This window comes from Thiocapsa imhoffii, from assembly GCF_016583985.1.
Lineage (GTDB): Bacteria > Pseudomonadota > Gammaproteobacteria > Chromatiales > Chromatiaceae > Thiocapsa > Thiocapsa imhoffii.
Window position 1 is genome coordinate 130,591 of record NZ_NRSD01000009.1, and the last position, 24,575, is coordinate 155,165.

Consider the following 24,575-nt stretch of genomic DNA (forward strand, 5'->3'; position numbering starts at 1 on the left):
ACAGCGGCAACAGCAGTCGGCTCAGGCTGCAGGCTTCACCCAAATTGTTGTTTGGCTAGGGTAGCCGATGAAGGGCGCGCAGCCCCCGAAGACCTGCTTATTCCAGCCGGCCGGGATCAATCGGTCGACATCGTTGAACCAGTGCCAGTCCGTGTTGTCCACGACCAACAAGCCGCCCGGAAGGATTCGCGGCACGGCCGCCTCGATGCAGGCCAAGCGATAGTTCCCGTCGATCAACACAAGGTCGAAATCCTCGGGTACCTCGTCGATACAGTGAACATAACCCTGCTGCTCCCGTTCAAAGCGAACGGCCACTTGGTCGAACCCTGCCAAACGCTCCAGGGCAAGCTCGAACCAGCCAGAATCGCCTTCCACGGAATACACCTGCGCGCCGCGTTGCGCCCAGTACAACGTCGAGTGGCCCGAACCGTACTCGAACACACGGCTACCTGGACGTAGGTACTGCTCCACCGCTCGGATCGCATCGAAGGTCAACCATGGCAATGCCATCGCGAGAGGCGTGCGCCGTTGAATCATCGATCGGAGCCAGACGACCACGTCGGTGGGATGCCTCGAGAAGGTCATGCGGGCCGTCATATACAGGGCGCGCGCCCCGATGGTCAGGGGGTCACGCCGCCAGGGGATCTGACCGTCGCGCGACGGATCGAACCGGGAAGGGTCTTGAAACAGCCGGACGAGGGGGGAATCAGCCACTACCTTAACCTCATGAAGCGGGCCGGTACTCCGCAGACGATGCTGCTCGGCGCCACGTCCGCAGTGACTACGGCACCGGCCGCTACGATGGCGCCGTCCCCGATTGTGACGCCCGGCAGGACGATCGCACGCGCGCCAAGCCAGCAGTCCGCGCCGATCCGCACAGGTGCGTGCAGCGGGGACTGACGCCACATCGGTACGCTCGCCGAAGTGCCGTGATTATGATCGGTGACAAAGCAGTTCGGCGCCAGCATGGTCCCCTCCCCGATGAATAGCGGTCCGGACAGGTCGAAGAGCGTTCCGCGCCCGATGAACACATGCTCCGCAAGGCTAACGCCAGCACCGTTGCCGACGAGCTTGAACACCACCTGCGCCTCGAGCACGACACGCCCACCTGCTTCCAATGCCTTTGGGCGTGAGATCTCGCAGCGCGAACCCACTCTAACCTTTGATGCAAGCCGCGCCCCTCGGGCGCGCAGCCAGCTTGCGCGCAAATAGTCCGAAGCAACAGCAATGGATTCATTCCGCGTCATTGCGATACCCTCGCGGCCTAAGGAGCCGGAGCAGCGCCCGCAGGTGCAGTGGTCGGGCCCGCAGGGCTTTGACGAAGTGCTGCCGGGCCAACTGAGGATCGCGTGCCGCTACGCATGAGCCGACAAAGTAGTGAAAGTGCGCCACTTCGCTCCGCCTTGAACGTCCATTTTCCTTCGTCGGCGTCCATCGGCCTTCCGGCAGTGGTGGTTCGGGTTGGCCCGCTCGGCGGCAACGTGCCGCTTCAACCGCCAACTCACCAAACTCAAATTGGCGACTCCCCATTCGGTGGCTGATACCGCCGGCACTTTGCCGACTGCGGTAGAGCACCTCGGATAGGGCGGTCATTTCTCCACGCTCGGCAAGTCGCAGCCATAAATCCATATCCTGAGCGACGATAAAGGGATGCCTGTAACCCCCGACCCGCCGATAAGCATCGGCGCGAAACATCACGCTCCCGTGACACGGACCACGAATTCCCGGCACCTGCAGCGTCGCCAGCCCATTGCGCAGATCGGCTTCCGTGAGAACAGCATCGAACAGGAACTCCTCCGAGGGCCCCACCATCCGTGTCCCCGTAGACACCAAAACGCAATCCTGGCGCAGACGCAGACGCAGCAACTGCTGGGCAAATCGCCCGGGCAGCGACAGGTCACCACCCGCGTCCTGTCGGGCAATGAATTCCCCACGAGCGTAATCGCAACCCCTAATCAGAGCGGACGTAAGCCCTGCATTGGCCTGGCTGAGCACGTGAAGACGCGGATCGCGACGGGCATACTGCTCCAGAATCGACGGCGTGGCGTCTGTGGAACCGTCATCGACGACGACGAACTCCAAATCAACTTCTTCTTGTGCCAGGACGCTTTCGAGGGTGCGCTCAAGATCAGCAGCCCCGTTATAAACCCCCATCACAACCGAGACGCTCGGGTCGCTCATGACTCCAAGCGACCCTGATGCCATCTTCCGCGCAAGACGCGCCCAAACGCCATGCGCATCGAGTCCGCAGCAGCAAGCGCTGCAAGTCCCGGTGCGACCGGCTGTCTGCCTTTGTCGTCCATGCCAGCCTTGAGCTCCATGACCCAGGAAAACAAGGTTGCACCAGCGGTCTGCGGGGAAAACCAAACTTCCCATGCCTGACGCGCACGCCGCCCCATATCTAGCCCCAGGCCTGCAGCCTCCTCAAGCATCTTCGGAATCGCAGCAACCTCCCGTTCACGCACTCGAAGCGCAAATTGACCCCAATTCGGTCCCTTCGGCTCAACCCAGTCGTCGGAGATGATCACAGGAACCCGCCCGGCCATCATCGTCTCGAAGATCCGAAAACTCGATGTGCCTCCGCCTCGCGGACACAAGACAAAAAGGCTGGCACGCAGACTTTCGACAAATCGCGCTTTCGCTTCGCACGGCGGAACGGGGTCTCTCGCCGAGTCGATAAATAGGCCCCCCGCACCCTGCAGTGCGAGGATCTGTTCCCGCACCGGATGATTGGCACCTGCCCCGACAAACGAGAAAAGATACTCCGGCGCAATATCGGCGAAGCAATCCGTCGGATCATGAAGCGCTGTACGCAGATAAAACCCCGCACGGTGTTGGAGAGGGTCGTACCAACGTGATGGCACCGAAGCATAAATGCCTGGAACAGTCGGTAACGGATCGTCCCCGCCATGCACGATAAAACACTTGCTCGGGTCCTTCCTGAAGATGCACGAGGCGCGCACGTCCTGAAGCCCACGATGCATTGACCCGACGAACAAAACAATCTCAGCGATACCCGCTTCCTCCTCCAGACGCACGTCGCACGTTCGGCATCGAGCCAGTAGTACCTGCAAACGCTCTGCATCGCGACGGAAATAGGCCAACTCGCCGTCGGTAACCGTCGTTGTGATGTGAATGCTGGTCGTCAAGACGTTTCCATCCAAGACAAAGAGATCGAATCCATCCCTGACTTCCTACGCACTAAAGCGCGCAATCTTTCCGACCCGCGTGCGGCGCGCTCCCAACCAACAATCCTGGCAAATAAACCATAGGCTCGCAAGTCAATCCCTGGTCTTTCAGAAGCGCGGAGCGCGAGATCAAATAGGTCGCGAGCGGCTTCAGCATCTCCAAGCTGACCACACTCCCGCACGTTGTGAAACAGCCAGCGGACATAGTGTCGCATCTCAATCGATGCCGATCCGATGCCGGCCGCTTGTGCGCAAACACTCAATTGATCGAAAAAACGGACTCGATCCAGCGGCGCTAGCCAGCGACCATGTCCGGTCTGCCTCGGCTCATCATGCATCCGGTGCTCGCTCACATCCGCATGACAACTCACGAGTTTCGTACGAAGTGCGCCTGCGCGTGCGTCATATTCCCAATCTTGAGACCACCGTAAATCGCTCCAAGCCCCGATCATATCTGTCAATGTTCGCCGATAGAGCGGCGTGTGCGTGCACCACCACCGGTCTACGAGCAATGCGGGGAAGAGGTAGTCGAACTCCCGCCCAGTCCATTTAAAAGGAGTCCGCAGCACCTTGCCCCCCCCGTCGATCAACCGCGTGCGACCATAGGCAATCCCGCACCCAGGATGATCGCGCAATGCCTTCACCTGCCGTTCGAATTTCTCCGGAAGCAACCGGTCGTCACTGTCGAGATACTGTATAAACTCACCGCGAGCGAGACATAGACCTGCTTCTCGTGCCGGGCCAGGGCCGGAGTTGGTTATACGAACCGTCTTGACGATGTCGGGGTGTTGAGCCACCAAGCCCATCACTGTCGCCGGCGTATCGTCGGTCGAGCCATCGTCGACAATGATGATTTCGATGGGCCGCCATGTTTGAGCCAGTACGCTATCGACCGCTTCGAGAAGCATTGACGCCCGGTTGTAGACAGGGATGATCGTCGAGACGAGGTCGGAAATAACTCGGCTCATGCAACTTGTTCCGATTCCAGCGAGCCCACGCGTACGTGGCGCGACGTTTGAAAACCATTCTGGCCTCTAAGTTCTACTATGCGATCCTTGGTGGGAACGGCAAGACGCTGACGCATGAGATCAAGCGCTCTCTCACGCCCTGAACCCAACCTATTCTCTTGCGGCCGGTGCCAAAGATGGACAAATGGCACGTATCCATATCGGCAGTGTCGCAGAGTCAAGCATCGGTCGAAGAACTCGTTGTCCTCGCCGCCCCAGTCGACGAAACGCTCATCGAAACCGCCGATCCCAAAGTAGGCGTCGCGTCGGATCGCAAGCGTTCCCCCGACCCAATTGTGGCGCACCTCATCGGGGCAGCAGGCATCAAGTCGACCACCGCCAAGCACCCGTTCAGTATCGCCAGCATTCAGATAGAACAGAAAACGCTGGATGTGAACACTGTCGAACCCATGCGCCAAGGTCTCAATGAGCGCCTGACCATAGCCCGTCGGCACCAAGATATCCCCATCATGGCAGACCAGCACCGGCGCACGCGCCTGCCCGGCAGCCACATTGAAGGCCCATGACTTGCGCCAGCCGGGGTCACCGTCGGGATGCGGGAGGTGGATGTAGCGCACTGCCGCCGGCAGATGCTCACGGGCCTGCGACTGGTTCGATTGCTCGATGACAATGCACTCCAGCTGGACACCCTCCTGCGCCAGGATGCTCCGCACCACCGCCCGCAACTGCGGCAGGCGCTCGGTTCCTCGGAACGGGATGATGAAGGTCAGTGCGGGCTCGGGCGACACAGCAACCTCATCATCCGCAAAGTGCACCGGCCACTGACCGAAGGCGCGCCGCAGCATCAGGGTCCCCAGCCATGGAAAGACGCGGCAGGCGTGCAGCGAACTACCCCACTGAAAATCACACCGATAGCCCGGACCATCTGGATCGGGTGTCAGCTTCTCGATGCGATTTGATGCACGGACCCATCCACTTTCCTTTGCCAGCTGGCCCAGTAGACGCGGAACATCCAGCAGCGCTGCGCCCAGAATACGTCGCGCATCGAATTCAGTGGTATTGACCAGCCTCATCCTCGCTCACGCTCCAAACGGCGCCGCCACACATCCAGCTTCCCGCGTACCGGATACCAGCCCGGTACCAACGACATCGGGTCGACATCCCTAAAGGATGCCGGATGCAGCCACAGTGCCCGGATCTGTCGGCGCCAGCCAGCCCAGTAACCTGCCGAGGTGCCGTAGCGTGCTGCCATGCGCAAACGTCCGGCCGCGGCCGCCCGCCGCAGACGCCACCCGGATTGCGCCAGCGGTTCCAGCTCGTCGAGCATCCGATTGTAATCGCGCAGGATGCGCTCGCCGTGTTGGTCGCGTTGTGCCTCGTGCATGGTGCGTGCAGCCATCAGACAGTCCAGCTTGGACGCCCGGGCGCGGAACGCCATGCGTAGCCAGAGGTCCGTATCGGCGGCATAGGGCACCGACTCCCGCCAGCCGCCAAGCTCGCGAGCCAGCGCCAACCGAAAGAAGGTCGAGGGCTGCGGGATCCAGGTGCGCACGGCGATCACGTTCTCCAGTGAGTACGGGGCCAGGCTGGTGCGTCCGAGCTCAAAACCGTCGGCATCGACTTTCATGATGTCGCCGAAGACGAAGCCTAGCCCTTCATCGGAGGTCAGCGCCGCCACGCCCGCCGACACCGCACCCGGAAGGTAATAGTCATCTGAGCTCTGAATCGCCGCCAACTCGCCCCGCGCACGTGCAAAGCCCTTGTTGACCGCATCCACCACTCCGTCATCCGGCTCCGAGACCCAACGGATTTCTGCCACGCAATCATAGTCGTGCAGCACATCGAGTGTTTCATCGCTGGAAGCGCCGTCCACCACTACCACCTCGAGCGGCCGGTAGTCCTGCGCAAGGATCGATTCCAGCGTTGTCCGAATGAAGCGGCCTTGGTTGTAGCTCGGGATGATGATCGAGACGAGCGGCCTTTGTGACGAATGTCTCATTAAATCAGAGCCCTGATCGAGTAACCAGAAAAACGACAGAGCCGGACTTCGACTGAGTAAAAGGACGCAAAGCCGCAAAACGGGTTACTAACGCGGATAGTCGGCCGCCCCAGAATTTATCGTGTTCGATGGTGTGGTCGGCATGATCAACTGGGCTTCCCCCCCCACGTTTGATCTTAGCGCCTCATGAAGCGGTTTTTCGGAAGGACTTCCGAAAATGTCAAACTGCTGCGGCGAAAAGCAAAGAACACTGGGTATCTCATTATTGATTAAGTAGACCAGAACACACCGAAACACAGCTATTGCAGAAGGTACGGCATGCTTGCAAAGAATCCCTTTGGCGCTAGGTGATTCAGCCAGACTTGCCGCGCCCGCTGCTTCCTCCAACGAAACTCTTCATCAGTGAAGCTGGCATTTATGTCAGCCAAAAATTCGCCAACGAACGGAATTTCGGAACTCGTGATGCGGATAATGAATTCTTCGTAATCAATTATATCAGAGTAAGGCAAAGCGCAATCCGTATCTACGAATAAAGGGATTTGACCCGCACAAAGTGATTCGTAGAAACGTGCAGAGTAGTTACCATAACCTCGTACGCACAAGACATAATCACCCGCGTATAGGTTATCCACATACTCTTTTCGAATTATTTGAAGCCTCTTAAAGTCAAAACCGTTCTTTTCCTTATCCCATGCGCCGCCAAAATAGCGCTCGCGCAGAATAAAGCGCGTCTTAATTGCCTTACTTGTACGTAGTCGACCTATAACCTCTTTTCGTTCAGCAGCGCTCCCAGAAAAACCACAGAAGGAGATGGTGGGCCGTCGCTTCAATCCCAGTCTCAGTCTCCATGAACCAAACCGTTGAGCTACGAAGGGACGTCCTAAGTCTTCTACAAATGCCGGTATGGCATAATGGTTTATCTTAAGTTTGGTGCGTTCAAGGTTAGATTGGAGAACGATCACCTCTGGATGTTCAAGCAACTCCACATAATCATCCCCATAAGCCAGAAGTACAGCAGTCTTGCCACAAGCTCTAGCATCGAGGAAAAAAGCATCGAGCAGTTGCATTCCGAAGCTATTTCTCGGCAAACCATACCACTCGAATGGAAAAACGAAGAGATCGGCCTCATCTTTCTTAGCCATAGCGAGAAATGCGGATCCGTTCGCAATAAAATCATCAAACCGATTAGCCATTGGCGCCCTAGGATCATGAAACTCCTCAGGGTATAAGCCAACAAAGGGATAAAGAAGAGTAGCAACTGGGATTTTCGGGTACATCTTTACCCAATCTAGATTGGAATATATTTTTAACATAGCAAGTAAAGACAGGCGTATCAGAAAATAGCACGGATGAGGTCAAGGCTGCTGTCAGACGCTGACTTTTCGGTTAATCATACAGCAAAGTCTGCTTCAGATCGGAAAGCCAGACGTTGGCGAGGTCGAATTCTTCTTGTGGAAAGTGCCCCGCCTCCACGAGCGCATCGTAACAGTGCAACAGGTTCTCCCCCACCGCCTTCGGTGACTTGTCGAGGGTCAGCCCTTCAAGGCAGTTCGCAATCGACCGATTGGAGCGATAACCCGGGATCTCGTCATCGAAGTCACGCATCAGGTCGTGCTCATTGCGGGCCTGAAAGACCTCGGGCCCGTGAAAGACCAGACCGCGTCCCATAGCCCAAAGACAACGCTGCGCGACGAAACTGCGCCAGATGTCCGTCATGCGAAAGCTGCAGAAGCTTGGGAGGTACAGCAGCGGAAACGCCTCGGGCCACCACCAGGTGCTCTGGCTGTTGAAGGGACACCAGGCGCCTTCGGGGAGATAGACACTTTCGCCCTGCCGGAACTGGAGCGGGGTATCGAGGAGCAAGCGCCAGACTGCATCAACATCCGGGGCACCATTGGCGAGCCCCTGCTGGATCGGTGCATGGTAGTGCGCAACCTCACCCAATGCCGGCGCATGATCACGTGACGGCCCGACGGCGTCGAGGGGAAGTCCGCGGGGCCAGATCAGTGCATCGGTGAAGCAGCGATAGACGTTCACCCATCCGCCGTCGAGCACAGGCCGCGCAGAGACAAGCGGCCCCCTGCGCTGCCAGACGGGCAACGGGGCGTTGTCGTCGTCGGTCTCGTACAAACAGGGCGCCCCGGCAGCGATGGCATGCAGGTAGCCGACATTCTTGCGCGTGTAATGTCCGGTGGGTAGGGCACGAGCCAGATCGAATGGCCCACGAAGCTGATCCGCCAGCGAAAGAAACGCGGTCCCGTCCAGTGCATAGGCACCGGGTCCCTTCGCGTCGCCGACCACCACAAACCCCATTTCCGCCTCGCTTAGACGCGCAGCGAGCGCGCGCATCGCGTCGGTCGGCGCTTGGATGGTCGTCATCACACAAAAGCCGCCATCGGGAGTCGTCATCATGCGGCCCCCTTCATCGGCACGCGGACAACACCGATGCCGAAGCCGTCTTGCTCTGCATCGGAAACGAGCTCGAAGTGCTCCGGATGGAGCTCGCGGACCTCTGCCCAAAGCCTGTAGACCTCACCGGTCCAGCAGCCTGTCTGCTTGCCGAAACGCGTGGCGTGGTCCGGGATGATGTCATGAAAGGCGATGAGACCGCCCGGCCGCACCAGCGGGGCGTAAAGCTCGTAGTCCGCCCGAGCACCCGCATAGGAGTGATCGCCATCGATGAACAGAAAATCGATCGAGCGCCCTTTGAGCACATGCTCAAGCCGGCTGCGCTGCGCCTGCGTTTGTGAGTCGCCATGCAGCGCGATGTAGCGCTGCCCTTGCCGGACGCAATATTTCAGCTTGGCCGCGTTTTGAACGTTCAAGTCAAGACCGACCACCAGCTCTACTGTCGGCAGCGCGTGGCAGAAAATGAATGAATTGCCGCCCTTGTGTGTGCCAATCTCCACGACCACTTGCGGAGCCTCGGACCGAACCAGCTCGATGAGCTGCTCGATCTCGTCGTAAATCTGCGTGATGCCGAATCCTTCGCCCGCGGTGCGGTAGAGATCATCGAAGACTGTCGATGCGTGCATGCGCACTCGGGCTTCACGCCACTCGGCCGGCTTCGGCGACAGGGCGCTCTCTTGCCAGACCCGGCGAAGACGCTGATAGGTGGGTCTGAGCGGATCCCGGAGGGCAAGCGGCAGCAGTTGTTTCGGGTGCACAGGAATGGAATCTCCAGTGTTCAGTGGCGGCGAGCACGCACCTTCTGACAAGCATCGACGAGCTCGAGCGCCGGCCGCCGAAAACAAAGGTGGTCGACGAGGGCACGCTGGCGGGCGCGGGCCGCAGCCAGCAGCGTCGGCTCTGCCTCGAGGCGCTCCAGCCGATCGACGAGCGCGGCGAATGACTCGGCAGACAGAACTCGCGAGTACAAGAAGCGATGAGACAACCGATGAGGATCTCCAAGCGCAACCGCACCGCAGGCAATGGCCTCCACCATTGCCGTGCCAAAGACATTTCGCCCGCCCATCTTCACGAAATAACGTGCCGCATGGAGTTGCGCCAGCACCTCCGGCTCCATCGTTGTCACGGGGACGGCCTTGCCCGCGACCTCATCGTGACGGACTGCGGCATGATGCGTGCTGTAGACCGGCCCGAACCGCTCGAGGACCGTCAACTCTTTGTCGGACAGGGCAGCGCGCATGTGATGCTCGAGAAAGATACCCGCCTTGTCCGCGTCACCGCACCACAGCGAGGCATCCTCCTGAAAGGCATCTAGAAAAACCCCGTGGTAGTGGAAATGGTAAGGAAAATCGACCACATGCGCCGCGTTGCCGCGACGAAAACGCGGGGCGAAGTTCTGCTTCAAGAACAGATCTTGGCCGGGCAATAGCGTCTGCAAGGATACGCGGTAGCTCGGCGCCTTGACCTCACGGACATAGTAGGCCCAGACGACCTGCGGAAAGCGTCGGGTGATCCGGGCCGGCACGGCCACGTCCACACTGATCACGAGATCGAACGCACTCCAGTCGACATCCTCCACAGACACTGCGAACTCGGTCTGGCCGTAATCGCGCCCCGGCACCCGATCCTGAAAGCTACGAAACCATTCTTCAGGACACCAACGCAGATCCCGCGCCTTCTCTTTCCAGATCGCGCATTCAGGATCCTCCTCGGCACGCACGAGCACGAACTGCGTTCGAAACTGCGTAAACAGCGCGACGGGGCCCGATCTGAGCAGGGTCGAGCGCAGCATCTCGGCAAGCGGAGTGCCCCGCGTACAACAATAGAGATCCTCGTTGCAATCCTGTTTGACTAAGGCGATACGCGGCATGGCACCCTGCGCATGGAGTTTTTCAAGCCGCGTGCGTGCCAATGTATCGGCATGCGGAAGCCACCACCGCTCCCACAGATGTTGCCGCAAGTCCTTCAGACCCTGCACTGATTCCGCACGTGTCAGCATATGCGCCCCATCGCCCGCTGCACCCGCCAGACCTGCGGGTCCAGAAAGAAGCGGTACTGCCGTGCTGCAAGCATCATCCGGAAGACCTCTCTCCCGACCTCGGGCCGCCGCGCCTCGAATGCCGCCACCAGGGTCCGTCGCGCGTAGTTTCGCGCCGCCGCGGCGATCAGACCGCGCTGTGTCGCAGGCAGCCCAACCGTCCGAGCCCAGCGCCGAGTGTCGAGCAAGACCCGCAAGTTTGCCGCTCGGTGGGCCACGTCGTAGTGGTAACTGTTTGCCCCGTCTCGATAATACAGACTGATCGGATCGTCCAGATGAACCGGCTCAAGCCGTCCGACACACCCCAGGCGCATCCAGAGGTCACAGTCCTCGGCGATATGCTTCTCGGGATCGAAGAGCCCGGTCCGATCCAGCAGGGAGCGCCGCACGGTGATGGCACTGATGGCCCAACAGCGCCCGGCAAGCAGTTGATCGAGGAGCGCTCGCCCGGTCACGCGCTCGCGGATGCCGAACAGGTCGCTACCCTGCGCGAGCCAGGCACGACCGGTGTCGTCCTCGCCTTCGACGACGATGCGTGCCGTTCCGAAGTAGCCATCGATCTGCGGCTGCGTGTTCCGCAGACACTCGAAGCGGTTCGGCAGATAGGCATCATCGGCATCCAGGAAGGCGATCCATTCAGACCGGGTCGCACGGATGCCGAGGTTCCGCGTCGCGGAGACACCATGGTTGGCGCCGTCCGGATGTCTCAGGACGCGGCATCGGCCGGGGGGCGCCGACACTGCCAAGGTATTGGCCACCGCCCCGGTGTCATCGTTGGAGCCATCGTCGACGATAAGTACCTCCAGGGCGGGATAGCCGGTTGCCCAGATGGACGCAATCGCGCGCGGCAGCAGAGCTGCGCGATTGAAGGCGGGGACGATGACCGCCACGGTCGGACTATCGGTCAATGCTCAGCTTCCCGTCGCTAGAACTTCCCGGTACAGGTCGACATACCGCGACGCGATCGACCGCTGATCGAAATGTGTCTCCACATACTCGCGCCCCTGCGTGCCGAGCCGCGACCGCTCGGCCGGATCCCTCGCCAGTCTCTCAATAGCGGCCGCCAAGGTTGCTGCATCGCCGACCCTCGCCAAGATACCGCCGACTCCATCCCGAACTACCTCGGGGATGGCGCAGGCGCCCATCGCCACGACCGGCGTCCCACAGGCCTGCGACTCGGCACCGATGCGTCCGAAGGCTTCCACCTCGGAGGTCACCAAACAAAGATCCGCCCCTTGAAAGCAGCGTGCCATCTCGGCAGGTGTGCGTTGAAACGGCAGCACGATCGCCTCGGTACGCAACTGACCCGCCACCCTGTCGGCCGAATGTCCGACCACGACCGGCAGCACCGTGCCTGGGGTAAGCTGGTTCAAGGCCGCCACGGCATGGTGCGTCGCGATACCCTCTCGGATGCCCTCGACGGTTTGGCCCGCCAGCAGGACCGCGACCCGGTCGGCTGGGATACCCAACGTCTGTCGCAATTCGGTGCGCTGATGGTGCTCCAGGGGTGAGAAGGTCTCCAGATCGATGCCGTTGTAGATCCGGGTCACCGTCTTGCCGGACAGGATCGGGCTTGCCAACGCGACTTCCTTGAGCCAGTCGGAGATCGCGACGACCCGTAAACGCGAGCGTCCAATCAGACTGCGCTTGCGCCGCCAGTTGAAGGCCGTTCCATCCCGCGGAATCGGTGGCGCGAGCGACAGATTCGGGCAACGTCCGCATCCCGTCCGCCATCGGTCGCAATCGTGAAAACAGGCACAGTGGCCAGTCACCAGCCAGTTCTCGCGCATGGTGACGACGCCGGGCCAGCGTGCGGTGATGGCGGGCAATGCGCCCAAGTCAGCGAACCCGTTGCTCCCCCAGAGTGAATGGAAATGCACGACATCCGTGTTCGGCGGGATCAAGCGCACCAGGTTGCGAAAGCTCGGGTTGTAAATATCCTGCCAACCGAAGCGCTGCTCCAGTGTCCGCGCCAAGCGCCGCATGCCGGGAACGCCACGGCGGTAGGGAATCTCTACCCCCCCACGTTCGTCGGTCTGTCGGCGGCCGACGAACAGGGTCGACACGTGGCCAAGTGCTTGCAGAGCGCGATGAAGTGTCACGACACTGCGCTCGGCGCCGCCTCCGAAATCCGAGGCATGGATCAGGGTGATGCGCAGTCGCCACGACTTCTTGTCCATCATGTGACGTGCAACGCCAAAAACCGTTGACACAATAGTTGGATTCGCTCTCCAACGCACAAGTGCTTCCCAGCCATCCAGAACACCACTTGAGCAATCATTTTCGTTAAAGCTATTGACAAGTTCCTGTCGAAATACGTGTCCCTAGCCGCAATTAAGACATGATCGATAACAATATCATTTCGAGAAATTACCACTTCCGCATAGTCACAAAACTGAGGTGTTTTTTATTAAGGAAGGGACATCCAAATCTTCTGATGTCATCTCTCGGACCTGCCCTAGCCGTGTGAATATTCGTGCAGGCCAGGTCATCGAACTGAAATCCCGAATTTAGTCCTAAATGAGTCAAAAGCTTCACCAAAAAGGGGCTCCAGCTCGCCCGCTTCCTGTTGTTACGACATGACGTCTGTGGTAAATAGTTCACCTTTTAATTTAGCGATCAAGAAATGGGAGATTTGGTCCATGCTTGCGAATCAATCCTATACCGTAACCATCTTGATCCGGGTCGGCGATAAATTCTTTGAACTCAAAAAAAGTCTTGAGTTTATTCCAAAGTAAGTGCACTTCACCCGAGCACGAAGTTGTTTGTCGGCCATGCCTGTAAGAATAATCGGGTACGATATCGTGGAATGCAATTAGCCCTCCGTCTGAAACATAAGGAAAGAAAAGGGTCAAATCCCGCAGCACTCCATCATAAGAGTGATCCCCGTCGATGAAAAGAAAATCGATTTTCTTACCGCGTAATTGCCTACGCAAGATCGACTCGACAACAGGTGACGATGAATCGCCCTCAATCGGAAAAAAACGCTGCCCTGTCCTTCCAGCATAAACAAGCTTTTCCCAATTGCGCACTTTGCGATCCACACCCAACACCAGTCGACAGCTTTCAAATGAACGCAAAAATAAGAAGCAGTTGCCACCGTTTTGGATGCCAATCTCGACTATAATACCTGGATTTATACTTTGTACATGTTCAATTAGTGACTGAATCTCTTCCTTGATCTGACCGATTCCAAGTTGGGATTCTGCTATTTCAAAAAGGCTTAAAAATTGATCGGCTTGAGCAATGTCATCCTGAAATCGTTTGATCTCACTTGTCGCAGGATAGAGTTGGAGCAGCTTCAGCTTATTGACTAGGCGATGCTTAATTCTGCGCAAACCGTTTAGATATCTATCCATAATCACACTCCGAGCATTATTATTGTAAATTGACAACAACATCCATTTGGATTGCGCACTATCAATGCGAAAGCCATCTATGAAAAACCGACCTAAATGGCGCACCAACCAGAAACTGTCCTAACCGGAATGATTTAGATCGCCTTGTTTCTATCAACTGCCTCCTTGTGTCTAAAAGCGCCTGGCATGCAGATCCAATAGACCACGGTAGATCAACGTTTTGTCCAATAATTTCTTGCAGCGCATCTTTTACAGAAACCGACTGATCGCATGCACCTCGCTTGATGGCATTCACTAGGTTGAAGCTAAGCAATTCAAGCAGCCATTGGCGCACCGTTTCGTCACGATAGATCTCCCCAGCAATCATTAATCCGCATGCTTTTGATAGATCGCGATAATGACGGATGGCATCACCACCTGACCACTCGCCCCCGGCGTGCATACGATATACACCCATAACGTGAGGTATGTACCGTATCTTTCCTTTCTTATCGGCTAGGAAAAAGATGGGAAGATCGAAAAGCGGCATTCGTCTAAGCTGTTGAGCACAGCCATGCAGCACTTCGTTTCTGACTACGATACTGCAGGTTGCCGGCTGATGCGGTGGGCAATCAGTTCCGCGTAAGTCCCTCTCATTTGGATCGCTTTCTGGGACCATGCAACTGAATTGCGTCGCATCGCAAGGTTTCGACCCTCCGAAGTCCACCTCAACAGCATGACAACACATACTGTATTCAGGATTCTTCTCAAGAAACTCCACCTGCAGCGAGAGTTTTCTCTCGTCACACCAACGATCATCGCCTTCAAGTAGTGCAACGTATTTGCCCTGACACTCTTCGAGTGTTGCCAAGGCATTCTGCATGAAAACTGCGCCATAGTTTTTCCGGTCCTCATGGTCACGTTTCCGTGAAGAAATCAGAACTGTACCATGATACGTCCGGGCGAACTCTTCACATCGAGCGCGGGTGTCATCCGTTGAACCGTCATCGCCGATAACAATTTCTACCGGAAAGTCGGTTACCTGCGCCTTGACCCCCCTAAGAGCGTCGCCTATGAATTTACTATGGTTATACGTAATGATAGCGACACTAACGAGAGGCTGATTCATTTTTAGTCAACACAGAATATGCATGATTAAGAAGCTAACACACGGCAGTCCGCTATTCCAAACTGAAAGCGCTTAGCTTAGTCCATTTCGACCAACAATTTACTTCATCCCACGTAGGGATTGCGATGTTTTGCTCGTAAAAGCTGAGGATATGCAGATGCTCGGTTTTCAAGAATAGATCCAGAATGTCCCCTATCCGTAAAGCTGACGGGAACACTGCAAACCCAGCCATTTGCCGACTATTACTCTTGCGTCGAGTTCTGAGTCAGTATTGCGAAAACCACTGCGCCAAAAACAACAGGCTCCAAAGCCGATGCCCATGATCGGCGGACTGTCCATGCTCGGACACCAGCCGCTTGATCTCGGCGGGATCGAACCAGTCCCCCAGGCCGGCGGCCGGGTCCAGCAGCCGGACTTGCAGCTCGTTCTTGAAAGGACCGGAGAACCAGGCCGACAGGGGGACAGAGAAGCCCACCTTGCGGCGCTGCAGAAACTCCCAAGAGTAGAAACGCTGCGCGGCGCGCTTGAGGACATACTTACCGCACCAGATGTCTCCGCCCGCCCCCCCCGCCGCATCGACCTTCGCCATCCGGTAGCGTGCCGGGATGCGCGTCACGGTATCGATTAGTGCGTGATCCAACAACGGAACCCGCACCTCCAATCCATGGGCCATGCTGGCAATATCAACCTTCGTCAGGTTGTCGAAGGGAAGATAAGTCTGGAGATCCACCGACTGGCACTGGCTCAGGGTATCGAGTCGGTCGACGCGGGTGAATTGCGCCTCATGCCAGGTCCGGGTTGTACCTATCCGGTCATGGTAGTCGGGCCACCAGAGACGACGACGCAAGGCGTCATCAAAAAAGGGAGATCGTCCATACCAGCTTTCTGCCAGAGTCGGGACGGGATTGAGCAGACCAATCCGGCGCAGCAGATCACCGGCGAGGCGTCGCACGCGGCGCGGCCCCGTCAGCACCGGGAACCGCTCCACGAGCTTGGGGAAGTAGGGGTAGCCAGCGAACAGCTCGTCACCCCCGTCACCGGACAAAACCATGGTGACGTGCTCGCGTGCGGTCTCGCAAACACGCCAGGTGCAGAGCGCAGAGCTGTCGGCAAAGGGCTCGCCATAGTGCCTGACCAAGCGCGGCAGCAAATCCAGAATGTTGAGGTCCACCACGGACTCGTGATGCCGACTCCCGAGCTGCTCCGCCGTTTCGCGCGCCGGCCCACGCTCGTCGAATCCCGCTTGGTCGAAGCCGATGGTGAAGGTGTCCAGACCCGGCCCGAGGGTCTCGCGCATGTAGGCGGTCACGGCGCTTGAATCCACCCCGCCGGAGAGAAAGGCGCCGAACGGCACATCCGACACCAGATGGGAGCGCACGGCATCGCCCAAGGCCGCATCCAGGCGCTCGACCCACTCCGACTCGCTCAGAGACTCATCCGGCCGCCATTCCAGTTGCCAATATCGACGCAGAACCGGCGCGGCGCCATCGGCCGTGAGCACGAGCGTATGCGCAGGGGGAAGCTTGCGGGCACCCCGATAAATCGACAGCGGCGCAGGGATATACTGCAGATGCAGATAGCGGTCGAGTGCCTCGGTATCGACTCGCGCATCGAAGTCCGGCAAGACGCGCAAGGCCTGCAACTCCGAGGCGAAGGCAAGGCGGTTGTCGGTTGAGGAGTAACACAGCGGCTTGATCCCGAGCCGATCGCGGGCCAACAGAAGACGCCGTCGCGGACCGTCCCAGAGGGCAAAGGCGAACATGCCGCGCAGGCGCTCCACCACCCGATCGCCCCATGCTTCATAGCCGTGAACGATCACCTCACAGTCGCTCTGGGAGCGAAAGCGATGACCCATGCGCTCCAACTCGGCCCTCAACGCGCGAAAGTTGTAGATCTCCCCGTTGGCGACCAGCCAGACCTCGTTTGTCTCGTTGCACATCGGTTGCTGACCGCCGGCCGGGTCGATGATGGCCAAGCGGCGGTGCCCGAGCCCGATCGGACCGTCCAGATAGACGCCCTCGCCGTCCGGGCCGCGATGGATCTGCCGCTGATTCAGCGCCTCGATGTCCTCGCGTCCCGGACGTCTGCCATCCAGTTGTAAGATTCCTGCGATGCCGCACATGAAATCAGTCCGCTTGCGGCCGAGCACAGGCGAGCACGCGCAAGAAATCGCTGTGAAAGCGTTCGGCGGTAAATGCCTCGTCAAGGGCGCGCGTCAGCGCTTCGCCGGCCTGACGGTAACGCTCGGGCTCTTCGAGTAGATCACACAGGGCTTTGATTAAGCTTGAGGGCTCAAGGGTGTCGCACCTCACCCCAAACGGGTACCGATCAAAAAAACCATGCAAGGATCCGTACGGGGGGGTGTGCAACAGTAGCGGTGCGCCGGCGCCCAGATAGGTTGTGAGCTTGCTCGGGAAAGACAATCGGGTGAAGGGCGACCACTCCTGCTCAAACGGCTGTGGCAAGTAATTCAAATGGCAGTCAGCGAGTAAATGTACTGCCTCCGCCATCGTCGGCTGCCAACCGAGATAAACGATCCTGCGTGGTACTCCAGCGTTCAAAGTAATTCGCGGTGTGATCAGGCGTAGCTCTATAGGTATTCCAGAAAAGCTCCATGCCATCCGATCTAAGGCGTTCAACAGCCCTTCGAAAGCTGATCTCGCAGAGATACTGCCGGCAAAACCGATCCGAATGATATCTGTAGCATCAAGTAAGCGCTTGGGAGCTAAACGCAGATCAACTGGTAAACCATGCCGCACCACAACCCCTTGAACCCCATAATTACGCTCATAGCTCGATTGCATCGCTTCACCAATCAGTGCAGCACAGCAACTATGTTGGAGGGCATTAGCAAAATACCGTCGCGCATCTCGCGCAGCAATTGGATCAAGACGGAAATAGCGGATGTTATGTTCGATGTCGTCCCACACTGTGGTGATCAAGGGAACGTCAAGCGCAACGGCAACTCGCTTAGCGATGGCGATCGATAAGGGTGAATCGAGCACGGCCCAAACTGCTTGAGCTTTTTGTTCTTTTGCAAAAGTCACTGCCTCAAAAGCCATTTGACGCTGGAACTGTTCTCGTCGAAATCCACGCACTATCGCGGCCACGAACCGCCCTGGACGACCTAGGCTAGCGAACTTGATTTCGGTTCGTTGAGTCCAGAATCGAACCGCCTCCCGTATCCGAAACACCTCAATTGGTTGAGACACATCCAACGCCTTTCGGGGAAGAAAGGCACTAAGATAGCCAGGCTTAAATAATGTGCAAAGATCGTCTAAAACGATACCCCCGACACCAGAAGGGCCAGGAGCAGTACCGGAAATCAATAGAGTGCGTGGTAACTCATGTATGCTAGAATTGTCAGACATGGTCTGTGCCTTCGCATTGGCCTGATGCTCAAGAAAAGTTCCCGAAATAGTGACTCATAGACCAATGCAGTCAGCTCATTCTATCAGGGACAGCTAACGAAAAATATCTTTATCCATGCAAGAATAGATGCGGTTCATGGGAAATGTTCCGAGCAAATCACTGGCATGTATCTCTAGGGTAATGATTGGGAAGCGCGAACCTTATACAGATCGGTTGCAGTACGTATGACTAAGCGCATACTCTGCATGACTCTGGTTGCTTGGACACCCCATGTCCAACTTAACACAGCGTAGATATGGTAAGAGGGGTGGTATCTGAAAGAGATTAGGGCTCTATGACTTTCCGATAGACCTGATAGACGCTATTAGAATACTTTTCAATTGTATGTCTCGTGACGGCAATGTTCCAGGCATTCTCGGAAATATTCAAAACAAGCCCCGGATTCTCGATTAAATCAGCCATGCACTTCGCTAATTCTTCCGGTCCGTCTCGATATAACAACCCACTGAATCCGTGCTGAATGAGTTCCGCTGTACCGGCCTGGTCAAATCCAATGACGGGTCGCCATGCTGCCATTGCTTCGGCTGTTACACGACCCATAGCTTCGTATCGCGAGCACATCAGAACTGCACTCGCCTGTTTATAGACTTCGAACGGATTAGAAACGTATCCAAGAAAATCGACTTTTTTATCGACGCCTAACTCAGCGGCAAGTGACCGAAGTAGCGACTCGTCACTACCATCACCAGCGATTAAAAGTCGCACGGATGGGTGTTTTTTTGACACCAATGAAAGAGCTTTGATTGCCTCGCTTTGTTGCTTAGCAGCATGCAGCAAACCTACGATCGCGAACACTCCAGGCTGGGGCTTGCTCCCTTTTCCAGCATGGGCAAGCAATTCCTGGAACCTTGCTAGGCGAAGGACACCGTTGTAAACAACAGACACGTTTCTTTTATCGCCAAAGTAATAATTGGAAATTGCATTTGAGATACAGATGACCGCGCTAGATTGCTTAATACGGGCCAACGCTCTACCCTTGCCTAAATCAAATTGATACCTATAATGCAGGTCCACGAATTCCCGTAAATGCCAAACGTGCGGCAACGACAAGTCACGTGCGAGCAGCGACCCGAACGGATTAACGGCCGAGTGGGTATGCACCAGGTCAATAGTGCTTCTGGAGAAAGAACGTGCAAGGAATCTCGACTGACGTTCGTTACGCAGTCGCTTTGCACTGAGTCCGCGGCCCCGCGACATCCGCTGGCGAAAATTAAGCAACGACCATCCGGCGAGGCGCAACAGTCGCCGATAGCTTGATATTCCATTTAAATCGAGTACATCGTAACGTGGCGGCGAGTTAACCCAAGTCTCGAAAGGCCATACCAAGTACTCGATTCCGTGCCGCTGACAGGTCGCCGTCAAACCACCTTCGCAGGGTACTAATACGATCGAACGGACACCGTGATCTCGAAGTCCGTCAACCAGATCCAAAAGGGATCGATTCGCACCATAGAGTTCCCCATAACTTGTGACATGAAGAACCGTCATCATGAGCTGGATAACCTAGGGTGCACCGGCACGGACCCACTCGTACAAGCGCATATCAAGAAAGTTAACCTCCTCGATCAGGCGTTTGGTTTCTTGTGGTATTTGATCGCGGGCCACGCGACCCCTATTGACATTATGCCGCTCGCCCGAATAGTCATTAGGCAAGTTAGCAATCTTAGACAGCTTTTCGATCGCCAGCGACACGCGATCCGTCACGCCAACGACGGCATACCGACGAAGTGCATCTATAACGGCTGTGACCGATTCGTTCGCGTTTCGCTCCGCTTCTGCAGCATCAACTCCGATAAAGCGAGTGACATAATTGTTCCTGAGCTCGCCCGAGAGATTCGATGTCGCATAGTCAATCAATGACATACGACGAGAAACCACCTCTTGATGCAAGTAGTGTCTCGGAGATTTCAAGACAAAATAATAGTGCGATATGATTCGATCAACGGGGTCTCTCAATACCGTAAAGCCAATTGTCTCAGGGTGGCTAAAGCTGATGAGTTGGTGCGCACCATGACCCATGATCAAACTGTATCCATACCGAGTTGATTCACTTGAGCGGAGAAAAGATTCAATGCTTTTTCTCGGCTGTGCGCCATCGATCTCGAAAGTGTTGCATTCTGGATAACACGACCGCAAATATGAGCTAATCGTTGAGCCTGCACATTTCGGAATATGCTCAAACAGAAGGCGAGATGGAGGCCGAATCACCCCGTGCATTTGTGCAAATCGCTTCAGTCTAGTATGCATGGCTTATCGCATCGCGCTTTTTTGATACATTTTTGCGTCAACTAGAACCCGAAGCTCATTATCGAGCTTCACGGGCACACCAAAGACTAAAGCATGCTGAAAACAGCACCGCTTACAACTGCCTTTCTCGTATTTCCCAACTGTACGGAGAACTAATGAGACAACGGAACCGTCAATTACCGATGACGTCGATAATGCACTGATCCAGACACCCAATATGCCTCGCCATTGTAAACTTCTCTCTTATCCTCAACCGACCGGCTGTTCCCATCTTATGTGCCAATCCAGGTTGTTCTAGTAGGCGTGACATGTCAGCTGCCATGCCGTCGACATCATGTTCGTCAACCAGATATCCGGTCTCCCCTTCCACCACCACGTCAGCGATGCCTGCATGGCGGGTTGCGATGATCGGAAGCCCTGCGGCGCCCGCTTCGAGGACTGCCACGGGCGTGCCCTCCATGTCGCCATCTGGCCCAGTGACGGAGTGCTGCACAAACGCCAGGGCCCCTGCAAAGAGATCGCGTACCCGAGCGGGTTCGACTGCACCCGGCAATGACACCGCATGTTGTAGTTGGAGGCGCTCTGTCAGCACTTGGCAGGCGAACCAGAGGGGGCCAGTACCTACCATGACAAGACGCGCGTTCACATGCCGCTCGAGAACCCGTTTAAACGCAAAGAGGATGTTGAAGGGTGCCTTCTTATCCACAAAGCGACCCACCGCGATGAACATTGGAGAAGCGCTATTACGGGGTTTGATCTCGAAGAATTCGTCACGTGGACCGTATGGATTGTAGATCAATTTATCCTTTGGGCATCCGAGAGCGATCAAGCGTTTTTCCATGTCGCGCGAAACAGCTACAACGGCAGATGCGTACTCAAAAAGAACCGCGTAGGAATCACGATGCGAATCGAGTATCGACTGCACCGTAGCGTCGCGGCCATGAAAGTGGACGATCAGAGGTAGTCCTGCGCGCCGACAAACTGGTACAAGTGCAGCGCCGGTCATGCCATACTCGGCTAGCACCACATCCACCTTTTGCTGGTCAAATGAGTCGAGCAGAGCCAGTTCGTCAAGCGATAGTTGTGAACCGTATAATCGACGTCGTAGGCGCTGGCGTAGTAACCACGGCAGTGCATTCGAGCTCAATGGTCCTTGACAGTCCAGAACCCGCGGAATGAAGCCATCGCTGTAGTAGCGGACATCCGCATCCAGTAACTCTCGATGCGCCTTAATGAAGGTCTCCGAATAGGCATTTTTATTGGGTGAAACGACGGCCACGACTGATTTAACCATTAGATTAGCCCTGCGGCCGTGCGGACATAACACACGGGCACCACGTCTTCATGGCGCTTGCCGGTCATCGCCGGCCGGAGTGGGGATAGCCCGTTGGGCCAACCTGTTCGGTCCTCGTAGACATACGGCTGGTAGCGCCGGGGTATCTGCGAGGAGCGAATGCACTCGACCTTTGCGAAATGCTTGCGATAGCGCTCGAAGTAGTCCAAGCCCGGTGCCCTGACGTGATCCGATTCGTGGGGATTGGGCTCGGGATACTCGATCGTCCTGTCGGCCACAATCGGAACCGGCAGGATGGCGATGCCGTTCGGCGACAAGATGCGCCGGATTTCCGCGAGGGCTCTCGTGTCGTCGGGAATGTGCTCCAGCACATGAGACGCATAGACAAAATCATAGGCCCCATCCGCAAATGGCAATGCCTGGAGATCCACTCCAATTCTCCCAGGTGTGTGGGCATCGCCTTCTAGGTTCCTGTCGGCATGTGTTGTATTCAGCATCATCGGCTCCGGCTTGTCTCGTGTTTCACTGCCGTTCCCCAAACCCCGGTCAGCATCACCCCCTCCTGAAACCGGACCGGCATCAACGCGTCGCGACGGGCGAGCCAGCGATAGATCGGCAGCAGTAACCAGGACAGGATCTGCCGCTTACTTGTGCTCATCGGGCGCCGCCGGACCCACAGGCCCAGCATCTGGGCCAGGCTGGCGTCCCAGCCACCGGTAGCGTGCAACTCGATGTCGCCGAAACCGGCCTGCTCCAGATGGCGGCGCAGGGCGAAGGGGGTGTAGCGGTAGTGATCGTACGGCACTTCATGCAGCGGCCAGAGGAAGGGCACCGTCAGGAATAGAACCCCTCCCGACCGCAGCACGCGCGCGATCTCGCGGAGGACCAACTCCGGCTCCGGGCAGTGCTCCAGCACCTCGGTGCAGAGCGCGCAGTCCACGCCGGCATCCTCCAGCGGGATGCGGCCGTCCTGCCAGCAGAGGTCCGGTTGGTTGTCGTGGATGGGATTGTCCGCGAAATCCAGCCCGAGATACCGCGTCACCTGTCCGGCCGGGGCCGTCAGGATCGACTTGTAGGGCATCTGGCCGCAGCCGACGTCGAGCAGCGTCCCGCGCAGCCGGTCGCGCTGCGCGTGCAAGGCGTCCAGGATCGAGCGGCGGATCAGATACCGGTCCAGATTCCCGGCCTCGCAGCGCGGCGCCAGGAAGGCCGCCGAGGGATCGGCAGGCGGACGCCCCCGCTGCAGGAGCCGAACCGGCCGCAGACGCCGACGCAGCCCGCCTAGCACCCGGCGCCAGAGTGGACGTGGCGGTGGCGGCAGCGGGCGACGGTGATCCTCGCGCGCCAAGCCCGGGTTGACCGGCGGCAGCGCATCGTCCGCAGGCCGGGCGATCGTCGTGCGCGGCACCGGATTCTCTTCGACCAACTGTGCGAGAAAGGCCTCCCAGCGATCGGCAGCAACCTCCAACGAATAGCCCTGCCGGATATGCCGCCGGGCGTTGGTCGCCAGTCTGCGCCTAAGCACTCCGTCATGCGCCAGTCGCGAGACGGCATCGACGAAGGCATCACCCCGATCCGCCACCAGCAAGCCAGTCTGCTCGTGTCGCACCAGCTCGCGCACCCCGCCCGGGATGTCCAGACACACAGGCACCAGCCCGCAGGCCATGCCGTCCATCACCGAGCCCGGCGTGCCTTCGTAATCCGACAGCAAGACCAGCACGTGAAACCGACGCAGGACATCGTGCAGTGCATCCGGCTCCAGGGTACCCAAAAGCGCCAGCCGATCGCCCAGACCATGTCCCTTGATGCGCGCATCGATCGTCGCCTCATCCGGTGCCGCGGCGCAGTGCCCGATCAGCATGGCGGTGGCATCCGGCAACCGATGCAGCACGGCGGCCAGGGCGTCGATGGTCTCCAGGATGCGTTTCTGCTCTTGTACAAGACGCCCCACGTAGACCAACCGCAGCGGACCGTCCGCCTGGTCCGCCGCCGCGCTCGGCACCGGCACACCCGACGGGATCACGCAAAGGCGTGTACGCGCCGGGTCAGTCGCGAGGATACGATCGTGCGCCGCCTGACTGACGGAGATCAGGCCAGACACCGCCCAGCGCGGGTCGCCCAGCACGAACTCCTCGACCATCCCGGCATGAAAGGCATCGTCACTGCGATAGGCAGCGATCGTCGGGATGCCTGCCTCGCGAGCCCAGCGAGCGGCGTACCAGCCGGCCACCGACAGATTCGGCACGAAGACATCCGGCCCGATGGCCCGCAGCCGCTCCAACAGCCAGTCGATGCGATCTTCCGTCCAGCGATGGAATACCACGGCATGCACCTGCACGCCCTGCGCGCGCAACAGATCGGCCGTCGGCGAGCCGCCGCGATGGTACTGAATCAATGCATGCACCTGGTGCCCGCGGCGCTGCAGCTCCGGCAATAGGCGGCGCGCATTGACGATGGGGCCGCCGCGATAGCCGGGCCAATCGTAGGCTACAAAGGCGATTCTCATCGGCGCACTGATCTCGGCTCAACCCAA

At 57.8% G+C, this 24,575-nt stretch carries 22 protein-coding genes; all 22 read right to left on the reverse strand.

The window, feature by feature from the left end:
- Positions 1 to 21: 21 nt before the first annotated feature.
- Complete coding sequence (locus CKO25_RS10455; RefSeq protein WP_200387882.1) at positions 22 to 714, reverse strand: O-methyltransferase; 693 nt, start codon at positions 712 to 714, stop codon at positions 22 to 24.
- Positions 714 to 1,247 carry an acyltransferase gene (locus CKO25_RS21605; RefSeq protein ID WP_200387883.1) on the reverse strand — a complete coding sequence of 178 codons (534 nt, stop codon included), beginning with the start codon at positions 1,245 to 1,247 and terminating at the stop codon, positions 714 to 716. Before CKO25_RS21605 ends, CKO25_RS10455 begins: the two co-directional genes overlap by 1 nt.
- Complete coding sequence (locus tag CKO25_RS10465) at positions 1,234 to 2,181, reverse strand: glycosyltransferase family 2 protein (protein ID WP_200387884.1); 948 nt, start codon at positions 2,179 to 2,181, stop codon at positions 1,234 to 1,236. The genes CKO25_RS21605 and CKO25_RS10465 overlap by 14 nt, the downstream gene beginning before the upstream one ends.
- Entirely contained in the window at positions 2,178 to 3,149 is a 972-nt protein-coding gene (locus tag CKO25_RS10470) for an exostosin domain-containing protein (RefSeq protein ID WP_200387885.1), read from the reverse strand. Before CKO25_RS10470 ends, CKO25_RS10465 begins: the two co-directional genes overlap by 4 nt.
- Positions 3,146 to 4,156, reverse strand: a complete 1,011-nt coding sequence (locus tag CKO25_RS10475; protein ID WP_200387886.1) for a glycosyltransferase family 2 protein — start codon at positions 4,154 to 4,156, stop codon at positions 3,146 to 3,148. Before CKO25_RS10475 ends, CKO25_RS10470 begins: the two co-directional genes overlap by 4 nt.
- Positions 4,153 to 5,229 carry a glycosyltransferase family 2 protein gene (locus CKO25_RS10480; RefSeq protein WP_200387887.1) on the reverse strand — a complete coding sequence of 359 codons (1,077 nt, stop codon included), beginning with the start codon at positions 5,227 to 5,229 and terminating at the stop codon, positions 4,153 to 4,155. Before CKO25_RS10480 ends, CKO25_RS10475 begins: the two co-directional genes overlap by 4 nt.
- Positions 5,226 to 6,155 carry a glycosyltransferase family 2 protein gene (locus CKO25_RS10485; protein WP_200387888.1) on the reverse strand — a complete coding sequence of 310 codons (930 nt, stop codon included), beginning with the start codon at positions 6,153 to 6,155 and terminating at the stop codon, positions 5,226 to 5,228. The genes CKO25_RS10480 and CKO25_RS10485 overlap by 4 nt, the downstream gene beginning before the upstream one ends.
- 299 nt (positions 6,156 to 6,454) lie before the next feature.
- Positions 6,455 to 7,432 carry an exostosin domain-containing protein gene (locus CKO25_RS10490; RefSeq protein WP_200387889.1) on the reverse strand — a complete coding sequence of 326 codons (978 nt, stop codon included), beginning with the start codon at positions 7,430 to 7,432 and terminating at the stop codon, positions 6,455 to 6,457.
- Between the two features lie 109 nt (positions 7,433 to 7,541).
- Positions 7,542 to 8,567, reverse strand: a complete 1,026-nt coding sequence (locus CKO25_RS10495) for an STELLO glycosyltransferase family protein (protein ID WP_200387890.1) — start codon at positions 8,565 to 8,567, stop codon at positions 7,542 to 7,544.
- Positions 8,564 to 9,322, reverse strand: a complete 759-nt coding sequence (locus tag CKO25_RS10500; RefSeq protein ID WP_200387891.1) for a CmcI family methyltransferase — start codon at positions 9,320 to 9,322, stop codon at positions 8,564 to 8,566. Before CKO25_RS10500 ends, CKO25_RS10495 begins: the two co-directional genes overlap by 4 nt.
- Positions 9,323 to 9,342: 20 nt before the next feature.
- The gene (locus tag CKO25_RS10505; protein ID WP_200387892.1) at positions 9,343 to 10,563 is read right to left on the reverse strand and encodes a hypothetical protein; all 1,221 of its coding nucleotides are present in this window, start codon (positions 10,561 to 10,563) and stop codon (positions 9,343 to 9,345) included.
- Positions 10,557 to 11,510, reverse strand: coding sequence for a glycosyltransferase family 2 protein (locus tag CKO25_RS10510; RefSeq protein ID WP_200387893.1), 954 nt, complete (start codon positions 11,508 to 11,510; stop codon positions 10,557 to 10,559). The genes CKO25_RS10505 and CKO25_RS10510 overlap by 7 nt, the downstream gene beginning before the upstream one ends.
- Positions 11,511 to 11,513: 3 nt before the next feature.
- On the reverse strand, positions 11,514 to 12,785 hold the full coding sequence (locus tag CKO25_RS10515; RefSeq protein WP_200387894.1) for a glycosyltransferase: 1,272 nt from the start codon (positions 12,783 to 12,785) through the stop codon (positions 11,514 to 11,516).
- Positions 12,786 to 13,214: 429 nt separating this feature from the next.
- Positions 13,215 to 13,961: a class I SAM-dependent methyltransferase gene (locus CKO25_RS10520; protein ID WP_200387895.1), complete on the reverse strand. Its 747-nt coding sequence runs from the start codon at positions 13,959 to 13,961 to the stop codon at positions 13,215 to 13,217.
- A 61-nt stretch (positions 13,962 to 14,022) separates the two neighbouring features.
- Entirely contained in the window at positions 14,023 to 15,069 is a 1,047-nt protein-coding gene (locus CKO25_RS10525; protein ID WP_200387896.1) for a glycosyltransferase family 2 protein, read from the reverse strand.
- Positions 15,070 to 15,334: 265 nt separating this feature from the next.
- On the reverse strand, positions 15,335 to 17,191 hold the full coding sequence (gene asnB / locus CKO25_RS10530) for an asparagine synthase (glutamine-hydrolyzing) (protein ID WP_200387897.1): 1,857 nt from the start codon (positions 17,189 to 17,191) through the stop codon (positions 15,335 to 15,337).
- Between the two features lie 4 nt (positions 17,192 to 17,195).
- On the reverse strand, positions 17,196 to 18,131 hold the full coding sequence (locus CKO25_RS10535) for a glycosyltransferase family protein (protein ID WP_200387898.1): 936 nt from the start codon (positions 18,129 to 18,131) through the stop codon (positions 17,196 to 17,198).
- A gap of 634 nt (positions 18,132 to 18,765) precedes the next feature.
- The gene (locus CKO25_RS10540) at positions 18,766 to 19,992 is read right to left on the reverse strand and encodes a glycosyltransferase (protein WP_200387899.1); all 1,227 of its coding nucleotides are present in this window, start codon (positions 19,990 to 19,992) and stop codon (positions 18,766 to 18,768) included.
- Between the two features lie 12 nt (positions 19,993 to 20,004).
- The gene (locus tag CKO25_RS10545) at positions 20,005 to 20,748 is read right to left on the reverse strand and encodes a sulfotransferase family 2 domain-containing protein (protein ID WP_200387900.1); all 744 of its coding nucleotides are present in this window, start codon (positions 20,746 to 20,748) and stop codon (positions 20,005 to 20,007) included.
- Between the two features lie 172 nt (positions 20,749 to 20,920).
- Entirely contained in the window at positions 20,921 to 22,027 is a 1,107-nt protein-coding gene (locus tag CKO25_RS10550; RefSeq protein WP_200387901.1) for a glycosyltransferase, read from the reverse strand.
- A gap of 14 nt (positions 22,028 to 22,041) precedes the next feature.
- Entirely contained in the window at positions 22,042 to 22,542 is a 501-nt protein-coding gene (locus tag CKO25_RS10555) for a class I SAM-dependent methyltransferase (protein WP_242467546.1), read from the reverse strand.
- Entirely contained in the window at positions 22,539 to 24,548 is a 2,010-nt protein-coding gene (locus tag CKO25_RS10560) for a glycosyltransferase (RefSeq protein ID WP_200387902.1), read from the reverse strand. Before CKO25_RS10560 ends, CKO25_RS10555 begins: the two co-directional genes overlap by 4 nt.
- Positions 24,549 to 24,575: the final 27 nt, after the last annotated feature.